Source organism: Sandarakinorhabdus sp. (assembly GCF_032115815.1).
Classification (GTDB): Bacteria; Pseudomonadota; Alphaproteobacteria; order Sphingomonadales; family Sphingomonadaceae; genus Sandarakinorhabdus.
The window spans coordinates 1-20,046 of sequence record NZ_JAUMBI010000210.1 but is presented as its reverse complement, the minus strand read 5'-3'; the positions used below and the strand labels follow the sequence as shown (position 1 = coordinate 20,046).

At 65.3% G+C, this 20,046-nt stretch carries 20 protein-coding genes and 1 pseudogene; 3 read left to right on the top strand and 18 right to left on the bottom strand.

What is annotated here, in order from left to right:
• From RT662_RS12235 to dusB, 10 genes and pseudogenes are all read right to left on the bottom strand, one after another.
• Window positions 1–1,131: D-alanyl-D-alanine carboxypeptidase family protein (locus tag RT662_RS12235; protein ID WP_313670987.1), on the bottom strand; the 1,131-nt coding region annotated here is incomplete at its 3' end.
• 21 nt (window positions 1,132–1,152) lie between these two features.
• A complete protein-coding gene (locus RT662_RS12230) occupies window positions 1,153–2,022 on the bottom strand; it encodes a septal ring lytic transglycosylase RlpA family protein (protein WP_313670986.1) in 870 nt (289 codons plus the stop codon).
• On the bottom strand, window positions 2,019–3,104 hold the full coding sequence (locus RT662_RS12225; RefSeq protein WP_313670985.1) for a lytic murein transglycosylase: 1,086 nt from the start codon (window positions 3,102–3,104) through the stop codon (window positions 2,019–2,021). The genes RT662_RS12230 and RT662_RS12225 overlap by 4 nt, the downstream gene beginning before the upstream one ends.
• A 45-nt stretch (window positions 3,105–3,149) precedes the next feature.
• Complete coding sequence (gene hflX / locus RT662_RS12220; protein WP_313670984.1) at window positions 3,150–4,469, bottom strand: GTPase HflX; 1,320 nt, start codon at window positions 4,467–4,469, stop codon at window positions 3,150–3,152.
• Window positions 4,470–4,521: 52 nt separating this feature from the next.
• Window positions 4,522–4,749: pseudogene (gene hfq / locus RT662_RS12215) on the bottom strand (RNA chaperone Hfq); the annotation flags it as partial.
• A gap of 99 nt (window positions 4,750–4,848) precedes the next feature.
• A complete protein-coding gene (locus RT662_RS12210) occupies window positions 4,849–5,676 on the bottom strand; it encodes a hypothetical protein (RefSeq protein ID WP_313670983.1) in 828 nt (275 codons plus the stop codon).
• A complete protein-coding gene (locus tag RT662_RS12205; protein ID WP_313670982.1) occupies window positions 5,673–5,870 on the bottom strand; it encodes a hypothetical protein in 198 nt (65 codons plus the stop codon). The genes RT662_RS12210 and RT662_RS12205 overlap by 4 nt, the downstream gene beginning before the upstream one ends.
• Before the next feature lie 74 nt (window positions 5,871–5,944).
• Window positions 5,945–7,342, bottom strand: a complete 1,398-nt coding sequence (locus tag RT662_RS12200) for a sigma-54 dependent transcriptional regulator (protein WP_313670981.1) — start codon at window positions 7,340–7,342, stop codon at window positions 5,945–5,947.
• Window positions 7,343–7,359: 17 nt separating this feature from the next.
• Window positions 7,360–9,714 carry a PAS domain-containing sensor histidine kinase gene (locus tag RT662_RS12195; RefSeq protein ID WP_313670980.1) on the bottom strand — a complete coding sequence of 785 codons (2,355 nt, stop codon included), beginning with the start codon at window positions 9,712–9,714 and terminating at the stop codon, window positions 7,360–7,362.
• A 105-nt stretch (window positions 9,715–9,819) separates the two neighbouring features.
• A complete protein-coding gene (dusB, locus tag RT662_RS12190; RefSeq protein WP_313670979.1) occupies window positions 9,820–10,836 on the bottom strand; it encodes a tRNA dihydrouridine synthase DusB in 1,017 nt (338 codons plus the stop codon).
• Between the two features lie 65 nt (window positions 10,837–10,901).
• Between dusB and RT662_RS12185 the strand changes: the two genes are divergently transcribed.
• On the top strand, window positions 10,902–12,053 hold the full coding sequence (locus RT662_RS12185) for a bifunctional 2-C-methyl-D-erythritol 4-phosphate cytidylyltransferase/2-C-methyl-D-erythritol 2,4-cyclodiphosphate synthase (RefSeq protein WP_313670978.1): 1,152 nt from the start codon (window positions 10,902–10,904) through the stop codon (window positions 12,051–12,053).
• Window positions 12,053–12,541, top strand: coding sequence for a CinA family protein (locus RT662_RS12180; protein WP_313670977.1), 489 nt, complete (start codon window positions 12,053–12,055; stop codon window positions 12,539–12,541). Before RT662_RS12185 ends, RT662_RS12180 begins: the two co-directional genes overlap by 1 nt.
• Before the next feature lie 130 nt (window positions 12,542–12,671).
• On the opposite strand, the gene RT662_RS12175 is transcribed toward RT662_RS12180, so the two are convergent.
• From RT662_RS12175 to RT662_RS12165, 3 genes are read right to left on the bottom strand one after another with little or no spacing between them, the layout of a single operon-like run.
• The gene (locus RT662_RS12175) at window positions 12,672–13,109 is read right to left on the bottom strand and encodes a type II toxin-antitoxin system RatA family toxin (RefSeq protein ID WP_313670976.1); all 438 of its coding nucleotides are present in this window, start codon (window positions 13,107–13,109) and stop codon (window positions 12,672–12,674) included.
• The gene (lipA, locus tag RT662_RS12170) at window positions 13,109–14,035 is read right to left on the bottom strand and encodes a lipoyl synthase (protein ID WP_313670975.1); all 927 of its coding nucleotides are present in this window, start codon (window positions 14,033–14,035) and stop codon (window positions 13,109–13,111) included. Before lipA ends, RT662_RS12175 begins: the two co-directional genes overlap by 1 nt.
• A 52-nt stretch (window positions 14,036–14,087) precedes the next feature.
• Window positions 14,088–14,651 carry a hypothetical protein gene (locus RT662_RS12165; protein ID WP_313670974.1) on the bottom strand — a complete coding sequence of 188 codons (564 nt, stop codon included), beginning with the start codon at window positions 14,649–14,651 and terminating at the stop codon, window positions 14,088–14,090.
• Window positions 14,652–14,782: 131 nt separating this feature from the next.
• On the opposite strand from RT662_RS12165, the gene RT662_RS12160 reads away from it, so the two are divergent.
• On the top strand, window positions 14,783–15,475 hold the full coding sequence (locus RT662_RS12160; RefSeq protein ID WP_273434032.1) for a carbonic anhydrase: 693 nt from the start codon (window positions 14,783–14,785) through the stop codon (window positions 15,473–15,475).
• 187 nt (window positions 15,476–15,662) lie between these two features.
• Here the strand turns inward: RT662_RS12160 and RT662_RS12155 are convergent, their stop codons facing one another.
• The 5 genes from RT662_RS12155 to RT662_RS12135 form a co-directional block, all read right to left on the bottom strand.
• Complete coding sequence (locus tag RT662_RS12155; RefSeq protein ID WP_313670973.1) at window positions 15,663–16,022, bottom strand: hypothetical protein; 360 nt, start codon at window positions 16,020–16,022, stop codon at window positions 15,663–15,665.
• Between the two features lie 8 nt (window positions 16,023–16,030).
• Entirely contained in the window at window positions 16,031–17,425 is a 1,395-nt protein-coding gene (gene lpdA, locus RT662_RS12150; RefSeq protein ID WP_313670972.1) for a dihydrolipoyl dehydrogenase, read from the bottom strand.
• Window positions 17,422–18,687: a pyruvate dehydrogenase complex dihydrolipoamide acetyltransferase gene (locus RT662_RS12145; RefSeq protein WP_313670971.1), complete on the bottom strand. Its 1,266-nt coding sequence runs from the start codon at window positions 18,685–18,687 to the stop codon at window positions 17,422–17,424. The genes lpdA and RT662_RS12145 overlap by 4 nt, the downstream gene beginning before the upstream one ends.
• Window positions 18,688–18,689: 2 nt before the next feature.
• The gene (locus tag RT662_RS12140; protein WP_313670970.1) at window positions 18,690–19,355 is read right to left on the bottom strand and encodes an NYN domain-containing protein; all 666 of its coding nucleotides are present in this window, start codon (window positions 19,353–19,355) and stop codon (window positions 18,690–18,692) included.
• A gap of 8 nt (window positions 19,356–19,363) precedes the next feature.
• The coding region (locus RT662_RS12135) for a pyruvate dehydrogenase complex E1 component subunit beta (RefSeq protein WP_313670969.1) at window positions 19,364–20,046 on the bottom strand (683 nt) is incomplete at its 5' end.

Sequence of the window (20,046 nt, the reverse complement as noted above, 5' to 3'; positions counted from 1 at the left end):
CCAGGCGCGGCGGAACATGCCGGCTTCCTCGATGGCGACCGGTGTCACCAGCGGCGCCTTCACCGGCTGCTGGCCGGGCATGGTGACGGTGAGCCAACCCACCTGTCTGCCAGCCTTCAGCGGTGCGGACAGGCCGGGCAGCGCTTCGACACTGGTCTTGCGTTCCATGCCGAAACCGCGCGGCAGCGTGACAAACAAATCCTTGCCGGCCACAGCATCAATGGTCGGATCAGCCGCACCGCTGATGGCAACCTTGCCCATCACCTGGCCCATCTTGCCCAGCGGGATATTCTGCCAGGCGGCAAAGCCCCAGTTCATGAAATCGACACTGGCCGACACACGCTCGCCAAAGCTGGGCAGGCCGGCGACGACCATCACCAGGCGGCGGCCATTCTGCACGGCGGAACCGGTGAAGCCGTAACCGGCCTCTTCGGTGTGCCCGGTCTTCAGGCCATCGGCGCCGGCCACCTTGCCCAGCAGCGGGTTGCGGTTGCCCTGGGTGATGGCCTGGCCGGCCCCCATGGTCTTGCCCCAGGTGAAGCCTTCCTTCTGGTAGAAGCGGGCATAAAGATCGGGGAAATCGCGGATGGTGGCTTCGGCGATCATGGCCAGATCGCGGGCGGTCACATATTCGTTCGGATCAGGCCAGCCATTGGTGTTGGCGAAATTGCTGTTCTTCAGGCCAAGCCGCTTGGCTTCGCGGTTCATCAGGGCGACGTAATTGGCTTCGGTGCCGCCCAAGCCTTCGGCCAGCACCACGCAGGCATCATTGCCCGACAGGGTGACAATGCCGTGCAGCAGGTTTTCAACGCTCACCTGGCTGTTCACGTCCAGGAACATGGTGCTGCCCTGATTGTTCCACTTCTTCCAGGTCTCCTCGCGCACCAGGATCGGCTGTTCCAGATTGGCTTCACCGGCCTTGATCAGCTTGAAGGCGACATAGACGCTCATCATCTTGCCCATCGAGGCCGGCGGGATGCGCTTGTCGGCATCCTTGGCAAGCAGGATGCGGCCGGTCTGCAGGTCCTTCAGGAAGGCGATGGGTGCAGCCGTGTTGTAGGCCGGGGCCTGCGCCAGCACCGGGGCGGCAGCAGCAAGAGCGATGATGGCAGCGGGAGCAATGAGACGCATCGTGGGCCGTTTCCTGAATGGTCAGCGTGAAGAGGTGGGGGGAATCAGTCTTGCGTCGGCATAGCCGGCGGCGCGCACCTGCGCCAGCGCCGCGCTGGCCATGGTTTCGCTGCCAAAGGGGCCAAGCCGCACGCGGGTGAGGCCGCCGGGCAGGCTTTCGGTGAGCACCGGGCCAAAGCTGGAGAGGAAGCCCTTCAGCCAGGAAACGCGGCCGCCGTCACCCAGCGCCGCCACCTGCACCAGCCAGTTGGAACCCGCAGGCGCGAGATTGCGGCTGGCGGTGGGCAAGGCCACGGTAGTGACAGGGGCAACAGGCGCAGCGGCAACGACGATTGGCGGCAGCGGCGGGGCGATTTCGCCGCGACCACCGGGATAGACCCGGCGCAGGCGCACGCGCGCGGTGCCGGCGCGGTCCACGCCCAGCAGCTGCGCCGCCTTGCGCGACAGATCGATGATCCGCCCGCGCGCAAACGGGCCGCGATCGTTGATGCGCACGGTCAACTTGCGGCCATTGTCGAGATTTTCCACCTCCACCCAGCTCGGCATCGGCAGGGTGCGGTGGGCGGCGGTGAGATCATCCTGATCATAGCGTTCGCCGTTGGCGGTGCTGCCGGCGTGGAAGCCGGGGCCATACCAGCTGGCGACGCCTTCCTCGCGATATTCGCGCTCATCTGCTGGATAATAGGTAATGCCGGCAACCTGATAGGGCTTGCCGATCTTCACCGGCCAGTTGCCCAGCTTCGCGGCGTCACGGGCAACGGCGGCAGTGTCGTCTGATACTGCAACCGATCGCGGAGGTGGCGGCGGCGCGTTGGCGGTGCGGGGCGCAGGTTTCCCGCCACAGGCCGCCACGGCAAGGCCGGCCAGCACCGGCAGCAGCAGCTGCCTCATTGTGGGCTGCCTGATGCGACCACCGGCGCGGGTGCGACGGACCCGGCCAAGCTGATGGCATCGGCCAGCAACGTGACCGACAGCGCATAGAGATTGGAGCAGTTGTAGCCGAGCACAGCGCGATAACTGCGGCTGACGAGATAGGCGCCCTGCCCCGCGCCGTCCGGTTCGATCAGGCTCATCACCACATCATCGGCCGGCCAGCTGCCGTTGACCGGCGTGAAGCCCGCCGCCCGCCATTCACGCGCGGGTTTCAGGGCCGAATGGCGCGACAGCGGCGTGACGCAGCGGGTGGGCGCTTCGCTGGCAGCAACAGCGCCGCGATCAAAGCCATCGGGCACCAACGTGCGGAAACCCCAGGCCTCGCCCGGCTGCCAGCCACTTTTCGCCAGATAATGGCCGATGGAGGCAAACACATCCGCCTGGCTGCCCCACAGATCGACCTTGCCATCGCCATCACCATCGCGGCCATAGGCAAGATAGGAGCTGGGCAGGAACTGCGTCTGGCCAAAGGCGCCGGCCCAGCTGCCCTTCATCGCTTCACGCGCTACCCGGCCTTCGCCCACCATCTGCACGGCGGCATCGAGTTCGCGGGTGAACAGGTCGCGCCGGCGGCCATCAAAGGCCAAGGTGGCCAGCGCGGATGGCAGATCATAACGGCCAAGCACGCGGCCATAGCTGGTTTCGATGCCCCAGATCGCCGTAATCACGGCCGCCGGCACGCCGCTGGCGGTTTCGGCCTGGGCCAGCAGGTCGCGGTTGGCGGCAAACTGGCGTTGGCCGTGGGGGATGCGGTCCCCCCGGAATTTCGATGCCAGATAATCGGGGAAGCGGATCGGCTTGGCGGCGCCGCCGGGCTGATTGCGATCGGCACCGATCACGCGTGGCACCAGCTTCACGTCGCTCAACGCGGTGTCCAGCCATTCCGGTTTCAACCCGCGCGCCGTGGCCTCGGCGCGGTACAGGTTCAGCCATTCGGCAAACGCGGCCTGCTGCTGCGGGGAAACCGGTGTTTCATCGGCACGAACCGGCGCGGACACGAGGGCCACGACCAGCGCCAGAAGGGGGAAGCGGGCGCGCATGGCCCCTTGTGCCAAAGCATCGCCGCCGGGGGAAGGCCAAAAGCCTCAGCTCCCCGATTCTTGCGTCATCGCGTCAAACCGCGACTTGTCCTTGTCTGAAAGACGCACGTTGATGGTCAGGCTGGTATCGTCACCGGATTGGCCGACTACTTCACCATGGCTGTGCAGCCAGGCAAGCCGGCGGCCATCGCTCATCGGCAGGGTGATGCGGTGGACGCGGGCATCGGCGCGCAAGGTGAGATCCATCGCCGCCTGCAAGCGTTCAAGCCCTTCACCGGTGAGAGCCGAAACCGGGATGGCATCATCGCCGGCCTGGCCCAGCACCACTTCACGCTGTTCGGCATCAAGCACGTCGATCTTGTTGAAAACGGTGATCATCGGCGTTTCGCGCTGGCCGGGCGCGAGGCCCAGGCTGGTAAGCACGTCGATCACATCCTGCGCCTGCGCATCGCTGTCCGGGTGGCTGATGTCGCGCACATGGATGATCAGATCGGCCTCCATCACCTCTTCCAGCGTGGCGCGGAAGGCGGCGACCAACTGCGTCGGCAGATCGGAGACAAAGCCCACGGTGTCGGACAAGACCACCTTGTCATGCCCCGGAAGCCGAATCGCGCGCATGGTGGGATCGAGAGTCGCGAACAACAGATCCTCGGCCCGCACTTCGGCGCCGGTCAGCCGGTTGAACAGGGTGGATTTGCCGGCGTTGGTATAGCCAACCAGCGCCACCACCGGCCACGGCGCCTTCTGGCGCTGCTTGCGGTGCAGGCCGCGGGTGCGGCGCACCTCCTCCAGCTCCTTGCGCAGCCGGGCGATGCGGTCGCGGATCAGGCGCCTGTCAGCCTCGATCTGCGATTCGCCGGGACCGCCCAGAAAGCCGAAGCCGCCGCGCTGGCGTTCAAGGTGGGTCCAGCTGCGCACCAGGCGGCTGGCCTGATATTGCAGGTGGGCGAGTTCCACCTGCAACGTGCCTTCCGCCGTGCTGGCGCGTTCGCCGAAGATTTCCAGGATCAGGCCGGTGCGATCGATCACCTTGGCCTTCAGCAGCTTTTCCAGATTGCGCTGCTGCACCGGGGTGACCGGGCCATCAATGATGACCACCTCGGCCTCCATCGCCGCCACCAGCCCGGCCAGACGCTCGATCTGGCCGCTGCCGAGCAGGCGCGAGACCTGCACGGAGCGCAACTTCACCACTTCGGAATGGACAACATCAAGCGCGATGGCGCGCGTCAACCCTTCCGCCTCGGCCAGCTTGGCTTCGGGGGAACGCAGGGCGTTCGCGGATTTGGCAATGATGTGCGGCAGGATCACGATGGCGCGCGAACCGGTGCGGATGCCACGTGCTTCATCAAAGCCGCCGATGGTCAATTCGCCGGCTTGTGGTGGTTGATAACCCAAATTCTGTCTCTCAATCTTCGGTTTCGGCCTCGAACAGCTGCAGCGGAGTCGCCGGCATCACAGTCGAGATGGCATGCTTGTACACCAGTTGGCTGTGGCCGTCGCGGCGCAACAGCACCGAGAAATTGTCGAACCAGGTGATGACCCCCTGCAGCTTGACGCCGTTGACCAGGAACATGGTGACGGGGGTGCGCGTCTTGCGCACGGTGTTCAGGAACATGTCCTGCAGGGTGTTGGGCTTGTCCGCCATCGGGCCATCCTCTTGTTCTTGGGCGTGCCACATGCCGCCGCAATCACGACATAAGGATGGAAAAGCGCATTTTCAAATACGTGTTTCGCCACAGGCGGTTCAGTTACTCCCGTTCACCAGCTTCATGGCGGCACCGATCTGGGCCCCGAGTTCATCGACCTGCGTTGAAAGCCACAACCGCACCTTGGTGGCCGTCCAGCCTGATTGCCACAGTTCGGGATGGCGTTCGATCTTGTCCCGCCACACCTGCATGGCATCAATCAGCCGCTGCTGGCCGGACACGCCGGTCAGATCATAGCGCAGGATGGCAACTTGCGGTCGGCCGAAACTGGCCCCCGGTGCCCACGCCGCCAGCAGTGGCCCCCGCGTGGCCGGAGCCAGACGTTCGGCAACCGGCATCCCGGCCATTGCCACCCGCGCCCGCAGGAAATCATAATCTGCAACCGCTGCCGCGCACAGGCGATCAGCCTGCGCCGGGGTGCTCACCACGCCAAAACGCGGAACGGTGCTGCCTGGCCGCACGGGCCAGATCGTCACCATCTGTGCGGCATCGGGCAGGCGCTCGCTCACCTCGCCGCTGTCTTCCAGCACGGCGACAAAGGCCTTGCAGACATTCTGCATCCGGGCCGGATCGGCACCATTAGGGAAGATCAGCACGGCCACGGCGCCAAACTGGCCTGGCACGGGTTCATTGCCGGCCAGGAAGATCCGCGTGGCAATGGCCATCGGCGGGGAGCCGCCACCGCCCATGGCAGGCGGCGGAATGGATGCGGTGGGTGGGGGAATTGTCGGCGCCGGAAGTGGCGGCGGTGGCGGCAGCATCACCGGCGGCGGCGGCGGCGGGGGTGGTGGTGCAGTGGCATATACATCGCGGCGCTGGCAGCCAGCGAGCAACAGCAGCGCGGCAATGGCGAACCAGCGCATCATTTGCCATCCTCCGCCGTTGCCGGCGGCGCCTTCTTGCCGCGAACGGCCTGCACGATGATCCCACCCAGCGTGAGCAGTGCCGTGCACACGATGATCACAAGCGCAGCGCCCTCGGTGGTTTCCGGCCGCAGCCACCACACGAGCGCCAATCCGATCAGGAATCCGGCCGTACTGGCCCACACAGGCGGTTTCATGGCGTCTTCCCCCCGGGAATGCCCCAACCCTGCAAGCAGTGTTACGCACGTCGGCCGATCTGGCAAGGCGCGTCTTATTCCTCTGCGATGTCGTCCGCGCCCGGTTCATCGGCCAGGCCAAGCGCCTTCAGCTTGCGGTGCAGGGCGCTGCGTTCCATGCCGATGAAGGCGGCGGTGCGGCTGATATTGCCGGAAAAGCGGCGGATCTGGGCGCGCAGATATTCGCGTTCGAACGCTTCGCGGGCCTCACGCAGCGGCGTGCCCATGATCGATCGCGCCGCCTGCCCCGGCATCAGCCGCGAGGGTTCGGCGGTCACTTCGGACGGCAGCATATCGATATCCAGGATCGCCATGCTGGTGGTGGGCGCCATGATCATCGTGCGTTCGATCACGTTCCGCAATTGCCGCACATTGCCCGGCCAATCATAGGTTTGCAGAGCCGCCACGGCATCTTCCGAAAGATCGGGCGTCGGCATGCCGCGTTCGGCGGCATAGCGGGCAAGGAAATAGCGGGCGAGTTCGGCCACATCCTCGCGCCGTTCCGACAGCGGCGGCAACCGCACCGGCACGACGTTCAGGCGGTAATAGAGATCCTCGCGGAAGCGGCCGGCAGCGATTTCGGCGGCCAGATCGCGGCTGGTGGCCGAAATCACGCGCACGTCCACCCGCACCCAGCGCGCGCCGCCCACCCGCTGGAACACCTGTTCGGTGAGCACGCGCAGGATCTTGGCCTGGGTCGTCATCGGCATGTCGGCCACGTCATCAAGGAACAAGGTGCCGCCATGCGCCTGTTCGAGCAGGCCGGCGCGGACATTCTCGCCGCCCTCCTCCACCCCGAACAATGCCTCTTCCACCCGTTCTGGCGTCATGCGCGCGGCCGAAACCACCACAAAGGGTGCATCAATGCGCGGGCTCCACTGGTGCAGCAGGCGAGCGGCGACTTCCTTGCCGGAGCCGGCCGGGCCGCTGATCAACACGCGGCTGCCGGTGGCCGCCACCCGCTTCAAGGTGGCGCGCACCTGGTTGATCTGTGGGCTGGTGCCGGTCAGCTCGATATCGATGCCAACCCGTTCCTTCAGCGCCTCATATTCGCGGCGCAGGCGTTCGGTTTCGGTGGCGCGGCGCACCACCAGCAGCAGTTGTTCGGCCTGGAACGGCTTTTCGATATAATCATAGGCACCGCGCTTGATGGCCGCCACCGCGGTATCAAGATTGCCGTGGCCGGAAATCACCACCACCGGCAGGGTGGGATCGCGCGACTTCATCGCATCCAGCAGCTCGATCCCGTCCATGCTACTGCCCTGCAGCCACACATCCAGGATGACCAGGCTGGGCCGGCGCTCGGCCAGCGCGGCCAGCGCGCCTTCGGCATGGGCGGCGGTGCGGGTTTCAAAGCCTTCGTCGCCCAGCACGCCGGCCACAAGCTCACGGATATCGGCTTCATCGTCGACGATCAGGATATCAAGGGCCATGGCGGGGGCAGTCCTTCTCAGGCGGTGGTGGTGGCTGCGTTGGTCAAGGCAGGATTTGGCGGCAGGGGCAGGCCGGGCTGCGGTTCGGCGGCGAGGTGGCAACTGATGCGGGCGATCACCATCGCGCCGGGGCCATCTGGCCAAGGTGCAGGGTTATCGGCCAGTTCGAGCTGGCCGCCGTGATCCTCGATGATCTTGGCGCAGATGGCGAGCCCAAGCCCGGTGCCACGCGCGCGGGTGGTGATATAGGGTTCAAACAGGCGCATGCGGTCTTCCGCCGGAAAGCCGAGGCCATTGTCCGCCACACTGATGCGCACGAAATGATCGTCAGCTTCCACGCGAACCGCAATCAGGCCGGGCGCGGCGGCATCACCATCGCGCTCAACCCGCGCCATCACGCTTTCGGCGGCATTCTTGATCAGATTGGTAAGCGCGCGGCCCAGCTGCTGGCGATCACACACCAGCGCCAGATCGGTGGCGCCGCTGAGGGTGAAGCGGATCGCCGGGAAGGCGACTTCCTGCAGCACCAGCGCCTGCCGCAGCAGCCGGTCGAGCGCTTCGGAAGCAAACACCGGCCGCGGCAGCCGCGCGAATTCGGAAAATTCATCGACCATGCGTCGCAGGTCGCCAACCTGGCGCACGATGGTGCTGGTCAGCGTTGCAAATGTTTCGGCATCCTCGTCGATCTGGCGGCCGAACTTGCGCTGCAGGCGTTCGGCAGCAAGCTGGATGGGCGTGAGCGGATTCTTGATCTCGTGCGCGATGCGGCGGGCGACATCGGCCCAGGCGGCGCGGCGCTGATCGGCCAGTTGCGCGGTGATATCGTCAAAGGTCAGCACGAAGCCTTCTGCGCGGCCTTCAGCGGCTTCGGCCGCACCGATGCGCACGGCCAAAGTCTGGGTTTCCTCGCCACGTTCGATGCGCACCTGTCCGGCCGCGTCCCCGGTCTGCCGCGCCTGTTCCAGCAGATCGGCCAGTTCCGGCGCCACATCCTGCAGCATCTGGCCGCGCAATACCCGGTGCGGCAGCGCCAGCAGCGCGGCGGCAGATGCATTGGCGACGCGGATCACCCCTTCCGGCGTGATCGACATCACCCCTGCCGACACCCCGGCCAGCACCGCTTCTGTAAAGCGGCGACGGGTATCCAGCTCGTCATTGGCGCCCAGCAGCGCCGTCTGCTGCGCCTTCAGCTGGCTGGTCATGCGGTTGAAGGCGCGTTCCAGCACGCCGATTTCATCGGCCTGGCCCCGCACCGGCACGCGCACATCCAGATCGCCATCGCCCACCCGTTCGGCGGCATTGGCCAGGCGCGCGATCGGGGCCACCAGGCGATTGGCCAGCCACAGCGCAAACCAGATGGCGACGATCAGCGTGAGCAGCGACACCGCCATCAGGATCAGGTTGAAGCGCAACTGCATCACCCGGCTGCGTTCGGTGAGTGCGTTATATTCACCCAGCGCACCAGCGGCCTGGTTGGCGCGGGCCAGCACGGCGGGATCAACCCGGCGGCTGACATAGAGGAAGGTGCCTGGGCTGCCGGGTACGGCAACGGCGGATTCCACCCGATCCTCGCCCGCCCCGATCAGGGTAACGGGCGCAGTGGCGGCGCGGGCCAGATCGATATCGGCAACATGCGCCTGTACCTCGCTAGCCGAAGCGCCGCTGGCCGCAACCAGTTGCAACCCGGTGGCCGTGGTACGGAACACGGCGGCTTCGGTGAGCGTGCGGCCCGCCACCTGGAAATCGAGACCACGGCGATAAAGCGGCGTGCCTTCGCCGAAATCGCGGGCATAGCTGGCCACGTCGGCCGCCATCACGACGATATCATCGCCGATGCGCTGGCGGTTTTCCTCCACATAGGCCTGGGCGACCTGGTTGGAGCTGTCGAGAATGGTCTTCACCCGATCCGAAAACCAGAACTGCACACCGAACTGGAACAGCAGCGAGGCAAACACCACCACCAGCAGTGTGGGAACGGCCGCAATGCCGGCAAACAGCGCCACCAGGCGCAGGTGCAACTGGGCCACGGCCAGACCCTTGCGGCGGTTGGTAATCAATATGGCAACGCGTCGGCCAATCAGCACCACCAGCAACATCGCCGGCACCAGGCAGGCAACCAGCACCAGCGCCACCAGCGGTTGCGACGCGCCGGTGGCCGGCACTTCCCGGCGGGTGAGCAGGGCATAGCTGGACCAGCCCATGACGATGGTGGCGATGGCCGCCAGCACTTCGAGGCGAGGATAGAAACTGTCGTTGCGGGTGACGCGCAGCACCCGGCGCAACAACCGTCGCCCGCGCAAGGCCAGGCGGGCAGCAAGGCCACGCCGCCGGCGCACCGGCACGGTTTCAGAAGAGAGCGATTCGACCGTCACAGATTTGCAGCATAGCCCGCGATTGTGTCTTTAGGAACACAGTGTAGCGCCGCAGCGTTGCCTCAATACGACAGACTATTTTGCGACAGTCGATTCAGCGACACGTTAGGCCGCGAGTGCCGCCGGTCGTGGCGGCAGGCTGGCCTGCGTCTCGTAAAACTGGTCGATCATCGCCAGCACCGTCTGGCTCTCGGTGACGAAGTTCACCGTATTGCGGAAGGCGGCGCTGTCGTGCAGCCCCTTGGTGTACCAGCCCAGATGCTTGCGGGCGAGGTTCACGCCGTTCAGCTCGCCATAAAGATCGAGCATCAGGGCATAATGTTCCTTCACCAGCGCGTGCTGCTCGGCCAGCGTGGGATCAGCCGGCACGTCGCGCCCTGTCAGAGCGGCCATCACCTGCGCGATCAGCCACGGCTTGCCATAGGCACCGCGCCCGATCATCACGCCGTCCGCGCCGCTTTGCGCCAGCGCCGTCTTGGCATCGTCGATCGAGCAGATATCGCCGTTCACGATCACCGGCAGCTTCACGGCGTCCTTCACGTTGCGCACGAAGGCCCAATCGGCGGTGCCGCTGTAGAGCTGGCAGCGGGTGCGGCCGTGCACGGTGATGAGGTGGACACCCTCGCCTTCGGCAATGCGGGCCAGTTCCGGCGCGTTCAGGCTGTTGTGATCCCAGCCCATGCGCATCTTCAGCGTCACGGGCAGGTTGACCGCTTTGACGGTCGCGCGGATCAACTGGGTGGCAAGCGGCAGATCACGCATCAGGCTGGAACCGGCGTGGCCGTTGACCACCTTCTTCACCGGGCAGCCCATGTTGATGTCGATGATCGCGGCGCCCTTCTGCTCATTGAGCTTGGCGGCTTCAGCCATGCGCTGCGGCTCGCAACCGGCCAGCTGCATCGACACCGGCTCTTCGCTGGGATGCCAGGCGGCTTTCTGGATGCTCTGCCGCGTCTCGCGGATCATCGCTTCCGATGCGATCATCTCGGTCACGGTCAGCCCCGCCCCGAAACGCTTGACCAGCGTGCGGAACGGCATGTCGGTCACGCCGGTCATCGGCGCCAGGATCACCGGCACGTCGATGCGGTTGGGGCCGATCTGGATTGGGGAGATGAGGCTCATTGCGGCGGGCCCATAGCGCAGATTGGCCCTTTCCGACAAGGCAAGCGGGCTTTATGCGACAGCGCATGCGCATCCACGCCATCATCGTTGCGGCCGGGGCCGGTTTGCGGGCGGGTGGCGGCGTGCCGAAACAGTATCGCGGTGTCGCCGGGCAGCCCCTGTTGCGCCACGCGGTGAAGCGGTTACTGGGGCACCCCGCCATCACGGGCGTGAGCGTGGTGATCAACCCGGAATGCCGGGCGCTGTATGATGACGCCGTGGCCGGGCTTGGGCTGCCCGAGCCCATCGCCGGCGGTGCGACGCGGCAGGACAGCGTGCTGGCCGGGCTCGAAGCGCTGGCTGAAAACCCACCGGAAATCGTGCTGGTGCATGACGCCGCCCGCGCCTTCGTGCCCGATGCGGTGATCGATGCGCTGGTGGCGGCCTTTGCTGATCCCGACGTGGACGGTGCCTGCCCTGCCCTGCCCCAAGTCGACAGTTTGCGCCGGGGTGAAAGCGGCCGTTTCTGCGGCAGCGTTGACCGCGACAATCTCTGGCGCGTGCAGACCCCGCAAGCCTTCCGCTATCCCGCCCTCCTCGCTGCCCATCGCGCTGCCGCGCCCGGGGCCACCGATGAAGTCGCCATCGCGCTGGCCGCCGGGCTCATCGTCGCCATCACACCCGGCGATGAACGCGCTTTCAAGGTGACGGAGCCCGATGATTTTGCCAAGGCAGAGGCGATGACGACATATTCCTCCCGCGCCGCCTCCGGCTTTGATGTGCACAAGTTTGGCCCCGGTGATCATGTCTGGTTGTGCGGCGTGCAGGTGCCACACGATCATGGTCTGATCGGGCACAGCGATGCTGATGCCGGCCTGCACGCGCTCACCGATGCGCTGCTTGGCACCATTGCGGCCGGCGATATCGGCGATCATTTCCCGCCGAGCGACGAACGCTGGCGCGGTGCGGCCTCCGATCAATTCCTGGCGCACGCCGCCACCCTGGTGCGCGAACGCGGCGGCCTCATCGATCATGTCGATGTCACCCTGATCTGCGAGCGCCCCAAGGTTGGCCCACACCGCGACGCGATGCGGGCGCGGATCGCCGAAATCATGAACATCGCGATTGACCGTGTCAGCGTGAAGGCCACCACCACCGAAAAACTGGGCTTCACCGGCCGCCAGGAAGGCATTGCTGCGCAAGCCATGGCCAGCGTGCGTCTGCCGGAGGCTGCATGATGGACCCCGAACTCGTCGCCCTTGCCGAACAGGTGCTGGCCGAAAACCGCACGCTGGGCCGCCGCGTTGCCACCGCTGAAAGCTGCACCGGCGGCATGGTCGCCGCCGCGCTGACCGAAATCGCCGGCTCATCCGACGTGTTCGAGCGCGGCTTCGTCACTTATTCCAACGAAGCCAAGATGGAGATGCTCGGCGTTTCCGAAGACGTGATTGCCACCTTCGGCGCCGTCTCCGTTGCCACCGCCTGGGCGATGGCGCTGGGCGCACTCATGCACAGCGACGCCGATGTCGCCGTTTCGATCACCGGCATCGCCGGACCGGGCGGCGCCACCCCCAATAAGCCAGTCGGGCTGGTGGTGTTCGCCCGCGCCAAGCGCGGCGAGAACCCGGAAGCGGTTTTCGCCGATACGCGCGAGTTCGGCGATCTGGGCCGTGCCGAAGTGCGCCGGCAGGCGGCGCTGGTGGCGCTGAACCTGCTGCGGCCCTGACCCGCCTGAAATAAGCGCCGTCACCCCGGCGAAAGCCGGGGGCATCGCCTGCACGATCAGCCTGGATCAACGCTGGGGAGATGGGCCCCGGCTTTCGCCGGAGTGACGAACTTGCCTGGAAAGATCGGCCTTAACGCGGCCCGTACAGGGCTTCTGCCCGCGCCACGAACGCGCCCACCATCTTTTCAAAGGCTTGCGTGAAGAACATGCCGGCCAGCGCCTCGAACGCGCGGTTACGAAATTCGAAGTCCACCGCGAAATCAATCTCGCAGCCACCGCCGGGCGCATCGCGGAACGTCCAGTCGTTGAACAGATGCTTCATCGGCCCGTCGAGATACTCAACATGCACCGTTCTCGGCCGATCCAGCGTCACCCGGCTGGTGAATTTCTCGCGGATCATGCGGAAACCCACGATCATGTCGGCCACCACGACACCGTCGCGTTCCGGCCCCACCCGCATGCCCTGCACCCACGGCAGAAATTCCGGATAACGGCCGATATCGGCCACCAGATCGAACATCTCCGTTGCCGACCATGGCAGCCGGCGCACTTCGCGATGCTTGGGCATCAGGCCTTCACGGCAGCCCGGCGCCGCGCCTGCATCTCGGCAAAATCCCGGCCCGCGTGATAGCTTGAACGGGTCAACGGCGACGCGGCGACCAGCAGGAATCCCTTGGAGCGAGCGACGGCCGCATAGGTCTGGAAGGTCGCCGGCGGAACGAAATCCATCACCTTGGCATGGCGCGGCGTCGGCTGCAGATACTGGCCCACGGTGAGGAAATCGACACCGGCCGACCGCATGTCGTCGAACACCTGGTGCAGTTCCAGCGGCGTTTCGCCCAAGCCCACCATCAGGCCGGACTTGGTGAAGATCGTTGGGCTGAGCTGCTTCACCTTATCGAGCAGGCGCAGCGAGTGGTAATAGCGCGCACCGGGGCGGATGGTGGGATACAGCCGCGGCACGGTTTCCAGATTGTGGTTGTACACGTCGGGCCCAGCCTCGACGATCATCTCCACCGCCCGGTCCATCTTGTTGCGGAAATCGGGGGTGAGAATTTCGATCGTGGTGGTCGGCGTCTGCCGGCGCAGTTCTTGGATCACCTTCACGAACTGGCTGGCGCCGCCGTCGGGCAGATCATCGCGGTCCACCGAGGTGATGACGATATGTTCCAGGCCCAGCTTGGCCGCGGCTTCGGCGACATGGCCGGGCTCGCTGGCATCCACCTTGTTCGGCATGCCGGTCTTCACGTTGCAGAAGGCGCAGGCGCGGGTGCAGGTATCGCCCAGGATCATAACGGTGGCGTGCTTCTGGCTCCAGCACTCGCCGATGTTGGGGCAAGCCGCTTCCTCGCACACGGTGTTGAGCTTCAGCGAGCGCATCAGCGCCCGCGTCTCGTTATAGGCCTTACTTGTGGGCGCCTTCACCCGGATCCAGTCCGGCTTGCGCGGCAGGCCAGAGGGCGTGAGGGGAAGATCAAGGACAGGCTCGCTCATGCCCGTCTGATAGCGACCAGCCCCGCCCCGGACAACCGATCAGTTATGCAGATCAGCCATGCGGTGGTGCGGCATACTCGCTGCCCGCCGCCCAGGCTTCGGCCTCTTCAGCGGCCTGGATCGAAGCCGTGCCGATCTCGAGAATGCGCGTCGCCAGCGCTTCGGCCGTGCAATCAAGGCCGGGCACCGGCACCAGCACATCATCCTGGGATACCAATCCGATGGCACGGGCGAGCCGTGCAAACAGGCTGGCCGGCGGATCGAGTTCCGGATCAACCAGGCGCAATCGCACTGCCGGAATGCCGAACCAGCGCACCGGATCGAATTCGGCGATGTTTTGCCAGCCAATGGGCTTCGCTGACCAGCGCCGATCCAGCAGGCCATCCATGCCAAGCCGCACGGTTGGCCGCGAATCCCGCATCAGCATCACCGCAATGAACAGCACCGCCAAGCCCAGCATTGCCAGCGACCAGGCCAGTGCCGTGCCGAAACCGAACCTACCGTCATCGGCGGTCTGGAAGAAATAGGTCAGCCCAAGGGCAAGCGCCAGCAGGGCCACGGCCCCAAGAGCGACCCGAACCGGGGCATCTTCGCGATAGTGGACAGCAAAACGCATACGCCATACCCTCAACCGATCACGCACAAACGAAAGGGCCACCAGCCCTGCTTCTTTTGGAAACAGGTTGGCAGCCCTCGCGGATACTGAGATACTCGATCCAACATGAACGCAGCATTGCGGAGGACAAGATGCCCGAATTCAAGGCCCTGCTCGAAGGCTATCGCCGGTTTCGCACCGGCGCCTATCAGGAACAGCGCCGCCGGTACGACGCCCTGGCCGACAAGGGCCAGGCGCCCGGCGTGCTGGTGATCGCCTGTTCCGACAGCCGGGTGGACCCCACCCGCGTGTTCGATACCGAACCCGGCCAGATGTTCGTGGTGCGCAACGTGGCCAATCTGGTGCCGCCCTTCGATCCCGATCCGACGCACGGGCAGCACAGCACGTCGGCTGCCATCGAATATGCCGTTACCCAATTGAAAGTGCATCACATATTGGTTCTGGGCCACGCGCGCTGCGGCGGCATCAAGGCCAGCATTGAAGGCACGTTCGATGACGCGGCGCCGGGTGAAGGCGGCTTCATCAAACGCTGGATGAGCCAGATTGCGCCGGCCCGCGATACCATCCGCGCCGCGGCGCAGCTGTCACCCGATATCGATGCCTGCAGCGCGCTCGAACTGGCCGCCATCCGGCTTTCCATCGACAATCTGCGCAGCTTCCCCTTCATCGCCGAAGCCGAGGAATCCGGCGCACTGCACCTGCAAGGGGCGCTGTTCGATATCGCCGAAGGCGTGCTGCGGGTGCTGAATCACGAAAGCGGCAAGTTCGAAGCGCTGTCCGTGGATTGGGAAGAAGAGAATGTGACCGTGCTGAAATCGGCCTGATGGGCGCGAAACGGGCGTATCCGACACAAACAGGGGGGAGTGCCGGATACGCCCGCAGCAGCTTGGCCTTCGACAAGGGCAGTTGCCTTGGGCCGCGCCGTTGAATCAGATATAAGATTGATTTAGTCTTGTTTGCAAGGCCAAAGATTGCGTTTCTGTCACCTTCAGCTGCGGCAGGCTGCCGCAGCTATTCGCCCTGACGATAAACCCGACCGCGCGGATCACCTTGGCCTGCGGCCTGGTTCACATTGTCCTTGAAGCGTTGATAGTTGCAGCCAAAGATGCCGCCTGCTCCCCAGGTGGAACAGGTACCGATGGTGCCCATGTCCGCGCCCAGCAGCTTGTTGCGCTCGGCCGAAACGCTGGCGGTGCCGCGCTCACCAAAACTCCGCAACACTGGCAGCGGCGCGCGATAGGGAGAAACCGCCCGCTCCCGATCGGCGCACACCACGATCTCGTCAGGCCGTGTCTTGGGCGGGCACAGCGCGCTCCACCCCGGCGGCATCAGGCTGGCGGTGCCGGCGGCGGCCAGAGCCAGAGCCGCCAAAGAAACCATCAGTAGTGCAGCGCCCGGCCGTAAGCGTCGAGCACGCTTTCGTGCATCATCTCGCTCAACGTCGGATGCGGGAAGATGGTGTGCATCAGCTCGGCTTCGGTCGTCTCCAGCCCCATGGCGATGGCATAGCCCTGGATCAGCTCAGTGACTTCCGCGCCGACCATGTGCGCGCCCAAAAGTTGCCCCGTGGTGGCGTCGAACACCGTCTTCACGAAGCCTTCCGCCTCACCTAGGGCAATGGCCTTGCCGTTGCCGATGAAGGGGAACTTGCCGACGCGCACAGTGTGCCCGGCGGCTTTGGCCTTGGCTTCGGTCAGGCCGATACTGGCCACCTGCGGGCGGGCATAGGTGCAGCCCGGGATGCGCGCCACGTCCATCGCATGTGGGTGGCCGCCGGCGATATGTTCCACCGCGATTATGCCTTCATGGCTCGCCTTGTGCGCCAGCCACGGCGGGCCGGTGACATCGCCGATGGCATAAAGGCCGGGCAGGTTGGTCTGGCACATGCCATCCGTCACGATATGGCCGCGGTTGGTGGCCACGCCCAGCGCTTCCAGCCCGATATTTTCGGTGTTCGGCACGATACCGATGGCGACGATGACATGGCTAAATGTGTCGGTGCTCGCCTTGCCGTCGGCCGTGGTGATGGTGGCCTTCACCCCATCCGGGCCCGGCGTCACGTCCGACACCTTGGCGCCGGTGACGATGGTCATGCCCTGCTTGGTCAGCGCCTTCTGGGCGAAGGCCGAAACCTCCTCGTCTTCCACCGGCAGGATGCGGTCGAGCATCTCAACGACCGTCACCTTGGCGCCCATGTCGCTGTAAAAACTGGCGAACTCGACGCCGATCGCGCCTGACCCGATCACCAGCAGCTTGGTCGGCATCACCGGCGGCACCATGGCGTGGCGATAGGTCCACACGCGGTTGCCATCGGCCTCCACGCCCGGCAGATCGCGGGCGCGGGCACCGGTGGCGACGATGACATTCTTGCCGGTCAGCACGCGCTCGCCATTGGCGGTTGTGACGGAAACCGTTGTGGCCCCAGTCAACCGCCCCTGCCCTTCGATCACCTCGATCTTGTTCTTCTTCATCAGCGACTTCACACCGCTGTTCAGTTGCGCCGCCACCTTGCGGCTGCGGTCTGTCACCTTCTTCAGATCAAACGACGGCTTCTCCACGCTCAGCCCATAGGCATCGGCGTGAGTGATATAGTGGTAGATCTCGCTCGTCCGCAGCAGCGCCTTGGTCGGAATGCAGCCCCAGTTGAGGCAGATGCCGCCCAGGCGCTCGCGCTCGATGATGGCGACTTTCAGGCCCAGCTGCGCGGCGCGGATTGCAGCGACATAGCCACCGGGACCGGAGCCGAGGATAACAAGATCGTGGGTGGTGGTCATGCGACCAGCCCCAGCGGGCTTTCGATCAGCGCCTTCACCGCGCTCATCAGGGCCGCCCCGTCCGCACCATCGATGGCGCGGTGATCAAAGCTGCCGGTGATCGTCATCACGGTGGCGATGGCCAGCGCGTCGCCTTTCACCACGGCGCGCTTCTCGCCGGTGCCAACGGCCAGGATCATCGCCTGCGGCGGGTTGATCACGGCGTCGAACTGTTTGATGCCGAACATGCCGAGGTTGGACAGGCTGGCGGTGCCGCCTTGATATTCGTGCGGCTGCAACTTGCCGGCGCGGGCCTTTTCCGCGAGCGCTTTCATTTCGGCCGCGATCTGGCTGACCGCCTTGCCATCGGCACCGACGATTATCGGCGTGATCAGGCCCGACGGCGCGGCGACGGCGACGCTGATATCGGCGCGATCGTAAACCAGCAGGTTATCGCCGGCGAACGACACGTTGCACTTCGGCACCTGCCGCAGCCCCAGCGCCAGCGCCTTGATGACGAGATCGTTGACGCTCACCTTGATGCCGCGCGGTTCCAGCGCCTTGTTGAGCTCGCCACGCAATTTCAGCAGCGCATCCAACTCGACGTCGAGCGTCAGGTAGATGTGCGGGATCGACTGTTTGGCCTCGGTCAGGCGGCGGGCGATGACCTTGCGCACGTTGCCAAGCTTTTCGATGCTGTGCGGAATGTCACTGGTAACGGGCGCGGCGGCCGGAGCAGCTGTTGCCGCCGGAGCCGGAGCAGCCGCGACGGGCGCAGGGGCACCGGCCACAACGGGCTTGCCGCTGGCGGCTTCCACGTCAGCGCGAACGATGCGCCCACGCGGGCCGCTGCCGGCGATGCTGGCCAGATCCACGCCCTTTATTTCGGCGATGCGTCGGGCAAGCGGGCTGGCGATGATGCGGTCGCCGGCTGATGCAGGCGCGGCAGGTGCCGCCACCGGAGCCGGCGCGGCAACCGTTGCAGGTGCCGCCACAGGAGCAGGCGCGGCCTTCGGCGCCGGAGCCGGCGTTGCCGCCTCCCCTTCCCCGGCAAGGCGGAGGATCACCGTGCCCACCGGGACATTCTCAAGGCCTTCCGGCACCGCCAGTTCGATCACCGTGCCTTCGTCCACGGCCTCGACTTCCATGGTGGCCTTGTCGGTTTCGATCTCGGCGATGATGTCGCCGGATTTCACCGTGTCACCGGGCTTCACATGCCATTTGGCCAGCGTGCCCACTTCCATGGTGGGCGACAGGGCGGGCATGGTCACATCGATTGCCATGATCAATTGTCCACAAAAAGCTGATCGACCAGGGCGCGCTGTTCTTCGTCATCCGGGTTGTCGATCAGGTCGGCCATGTCGAGAAAATACGCTGCAGCACCAGCCAGCGGGCCGGAATAGCGAACCTGCGTGCCGGCTTCGGATTTCATGCTCCACGCCACCACCAGCGCGCGCTTGCCGATGGCGTTGATCTTCTTCACCAGCGGCACGAAATCGCCATCGCCGGCCACCAGCGCCACCACGTCACAGCGGTCAGACACGGCAAGATCGAAGGCCTCCAGCGCCAACCACACATCGATGCCCTGTTCCTTGGGCGGCTCGCTGTTGGTGTCGATGCGGGTGAAGTGCGGGGTGATGTTGCTGGCCGCCAGGATCTGATCGAACACCCGGTCGTTGCGCAGGCTTTCCTCCACGAACGCGGCGGAGCGTGCACGGTCTTCCAGATCGCGCAGCGTATAGCGGCCGCGGAAATAGTGCGCCTCCACCACCCTTGTGCGGGCGCGCGGCACCTCTTCCATGTCGGCGGCGGCGATGCGGATGAAGTCCATCAGGCCCGACAGCGACAGCCGCCGGCCGGCTTCATGTTCAAACTTGTAAAAGGTCGATACGCGGTTGAAATAACTGCCATCGATCATCACGGCGACACGGGTTTGCCCAGAAGGTTTCATGACGCCGCTCACTTGTAACAGACAGTGCGGGCGGCAGTGACCACGTCATCCGCTTTCAGCAGCGCCGCCTTTTCCAGATTGGCGGCATAGGGCAGCGGCACATCGACGTTGGTGACGCGCAGCACCGGGGCGTCGAGATCGTCGAAGCCCTTTTCCATCACCACCGCCATGATTTCGGACGCGATCGAACAAGTCGGCCAGCCTTCTTCCACCACCACCATGCGGTTGGTTTTCTTCAAGGAGGCCAGAACGGTGGCCGTATCCATCGGACGCAGCGTGCGCAGATCGATCACTTCGGCATTGATGCCCATGCCGGCCAGCGTCTCGGCAGCCTGCAGGGCGACGCCGACGCCGATGGAGTAGCTCACCAGCGTCACATCGGTGCCGGCCTTGACGATGCGCGCCTTGCCGATGGGAACAACATGATCGCCTTCCGGCACGTCGAAGCTCTGGCCATAGAGCAACTCGTTTTCAAGGAAGACCACCGGATCGGGGCTGCGGATCGCGGCCTTCAGCAGGCCCTTGGCATCATCGGCGCTGTAGGGCGCAAGCACGATCAGGCCGGGCACGCTGGCATACCAGGGCCCGTAATTCTGGCTGTGCTGCGCGCCGACGCGGCTGGCGGCGCCGTTGGGGCCGCGGAACACGATCGGGCAGCGCATCTGGCCGCCCGACATATACAGCGTCTTGG

Bases quoted from the DNA above. Each gene is read 5' to 3' on its own strand.
- RT662_RS12230 (WP_313670986.1), bottom strand. From the start codon at position 2,022: ATGAGGCAGCTGCTGCTGCCGGTGCTGGCCGGCCTTGCCGTGGCGGCC.
- RT662_RS12225 (WP_313670985.1), bottom strand. From the start codon at position 3,104: ATGCGCGCCCGCTTCCCCCTTCTGGCGCTGGTCGTGGCCCTCGTGTCC.
- RT662_RS12210 (WP_313670983.1), bottom strand. From the start codon at position 5,676: ATGATGCGCTGGTTCGCCATTGCCGCGCTGCTGTTGCTCGCTGGCTGC.
- RT662_RS12205 (WP_313670982.1), bottom strand. From the start codon at position 5,870: ATGAAACCGCCTGTGTGGGCCAGTACGGCCGGATTCCTGATCGGATTG.
- RT662_RS12200 (WP_313670981.1), bottom strand. From the start codon at position 7,342: ATGGCCCTTGATATCCTGATCGTCGACGATGAAGCCGATATCCGTGAG.
- dusB (WP_313670979.1), bottom strand. From the start codon at position 10,836: ATGAGCCTCATCTCCCCAATCCAGATCGGCCCCAACCGCATCGACGTG.
- RT662_RS12185 (WP_313670978.1), top strand. From the start codon at position 10,902: ATGCGCATCCACGCCATCATCGTTGCGGCCGGGGCCGGTTTGCGGGCG.
- RT662_RS12180 (WP_313670977.1), top strand. From the start codon at position 12,053: ATGGACCCCGAACTCGTCGCCCTTGCCGAACAGGTGCTGGCCGAAAAC.
- RT662_RS12175 (WP_313670976.1), bottom strand. From the start codon at position 13,109: ATGCCCAAGCATCGCGAAGTGCGCCGGCTGCCATGGTCGGCAACGGAG.
- lipA (WP_313670975.1), bottom strand. From the start codon at position 14,035: ATGAGCGAGCCTGTCCTTGATCTTCCCCTCACGCCCTCTGGCCTGCCG.
- RT662_RS12165 (WP_313670974.1), bottom strand. From the start codon at position 14,651: ATGCGTTTTGCTGTCCACTATCGCGAAGATGCCCCGGTTCGGGTCGCT.
- RT662_RS12160 (WP_273434032.1), top strand. From the start codon at position 14,783: ATGCCCGAATTCAAGGCCCTGCTCGAAGGCTATCGCCGGTTTCGCACC.
- lpdA (WP_313670972.1), bottom strand. From the start codon at position 17,425: ATGACCACCACCCACGATCTTGTTATCCTCGGCTCCGGTCCCGGTGGC.
- RT662_RS12145 (WP_313670971.1), bottom strand. From the start codon at position 18,687: ATGGCAATCGATGTGACCATGCCCGCCCTGTCGCCCACCATGGAAGTG.
- RT662_RS12140 (WP_313670970.1), bottom strand. From the start codon at position 19,355: ATGAAACCTTCTGGGCAAACCCGTGTCGCCGTGATGATCGATGGCAGT.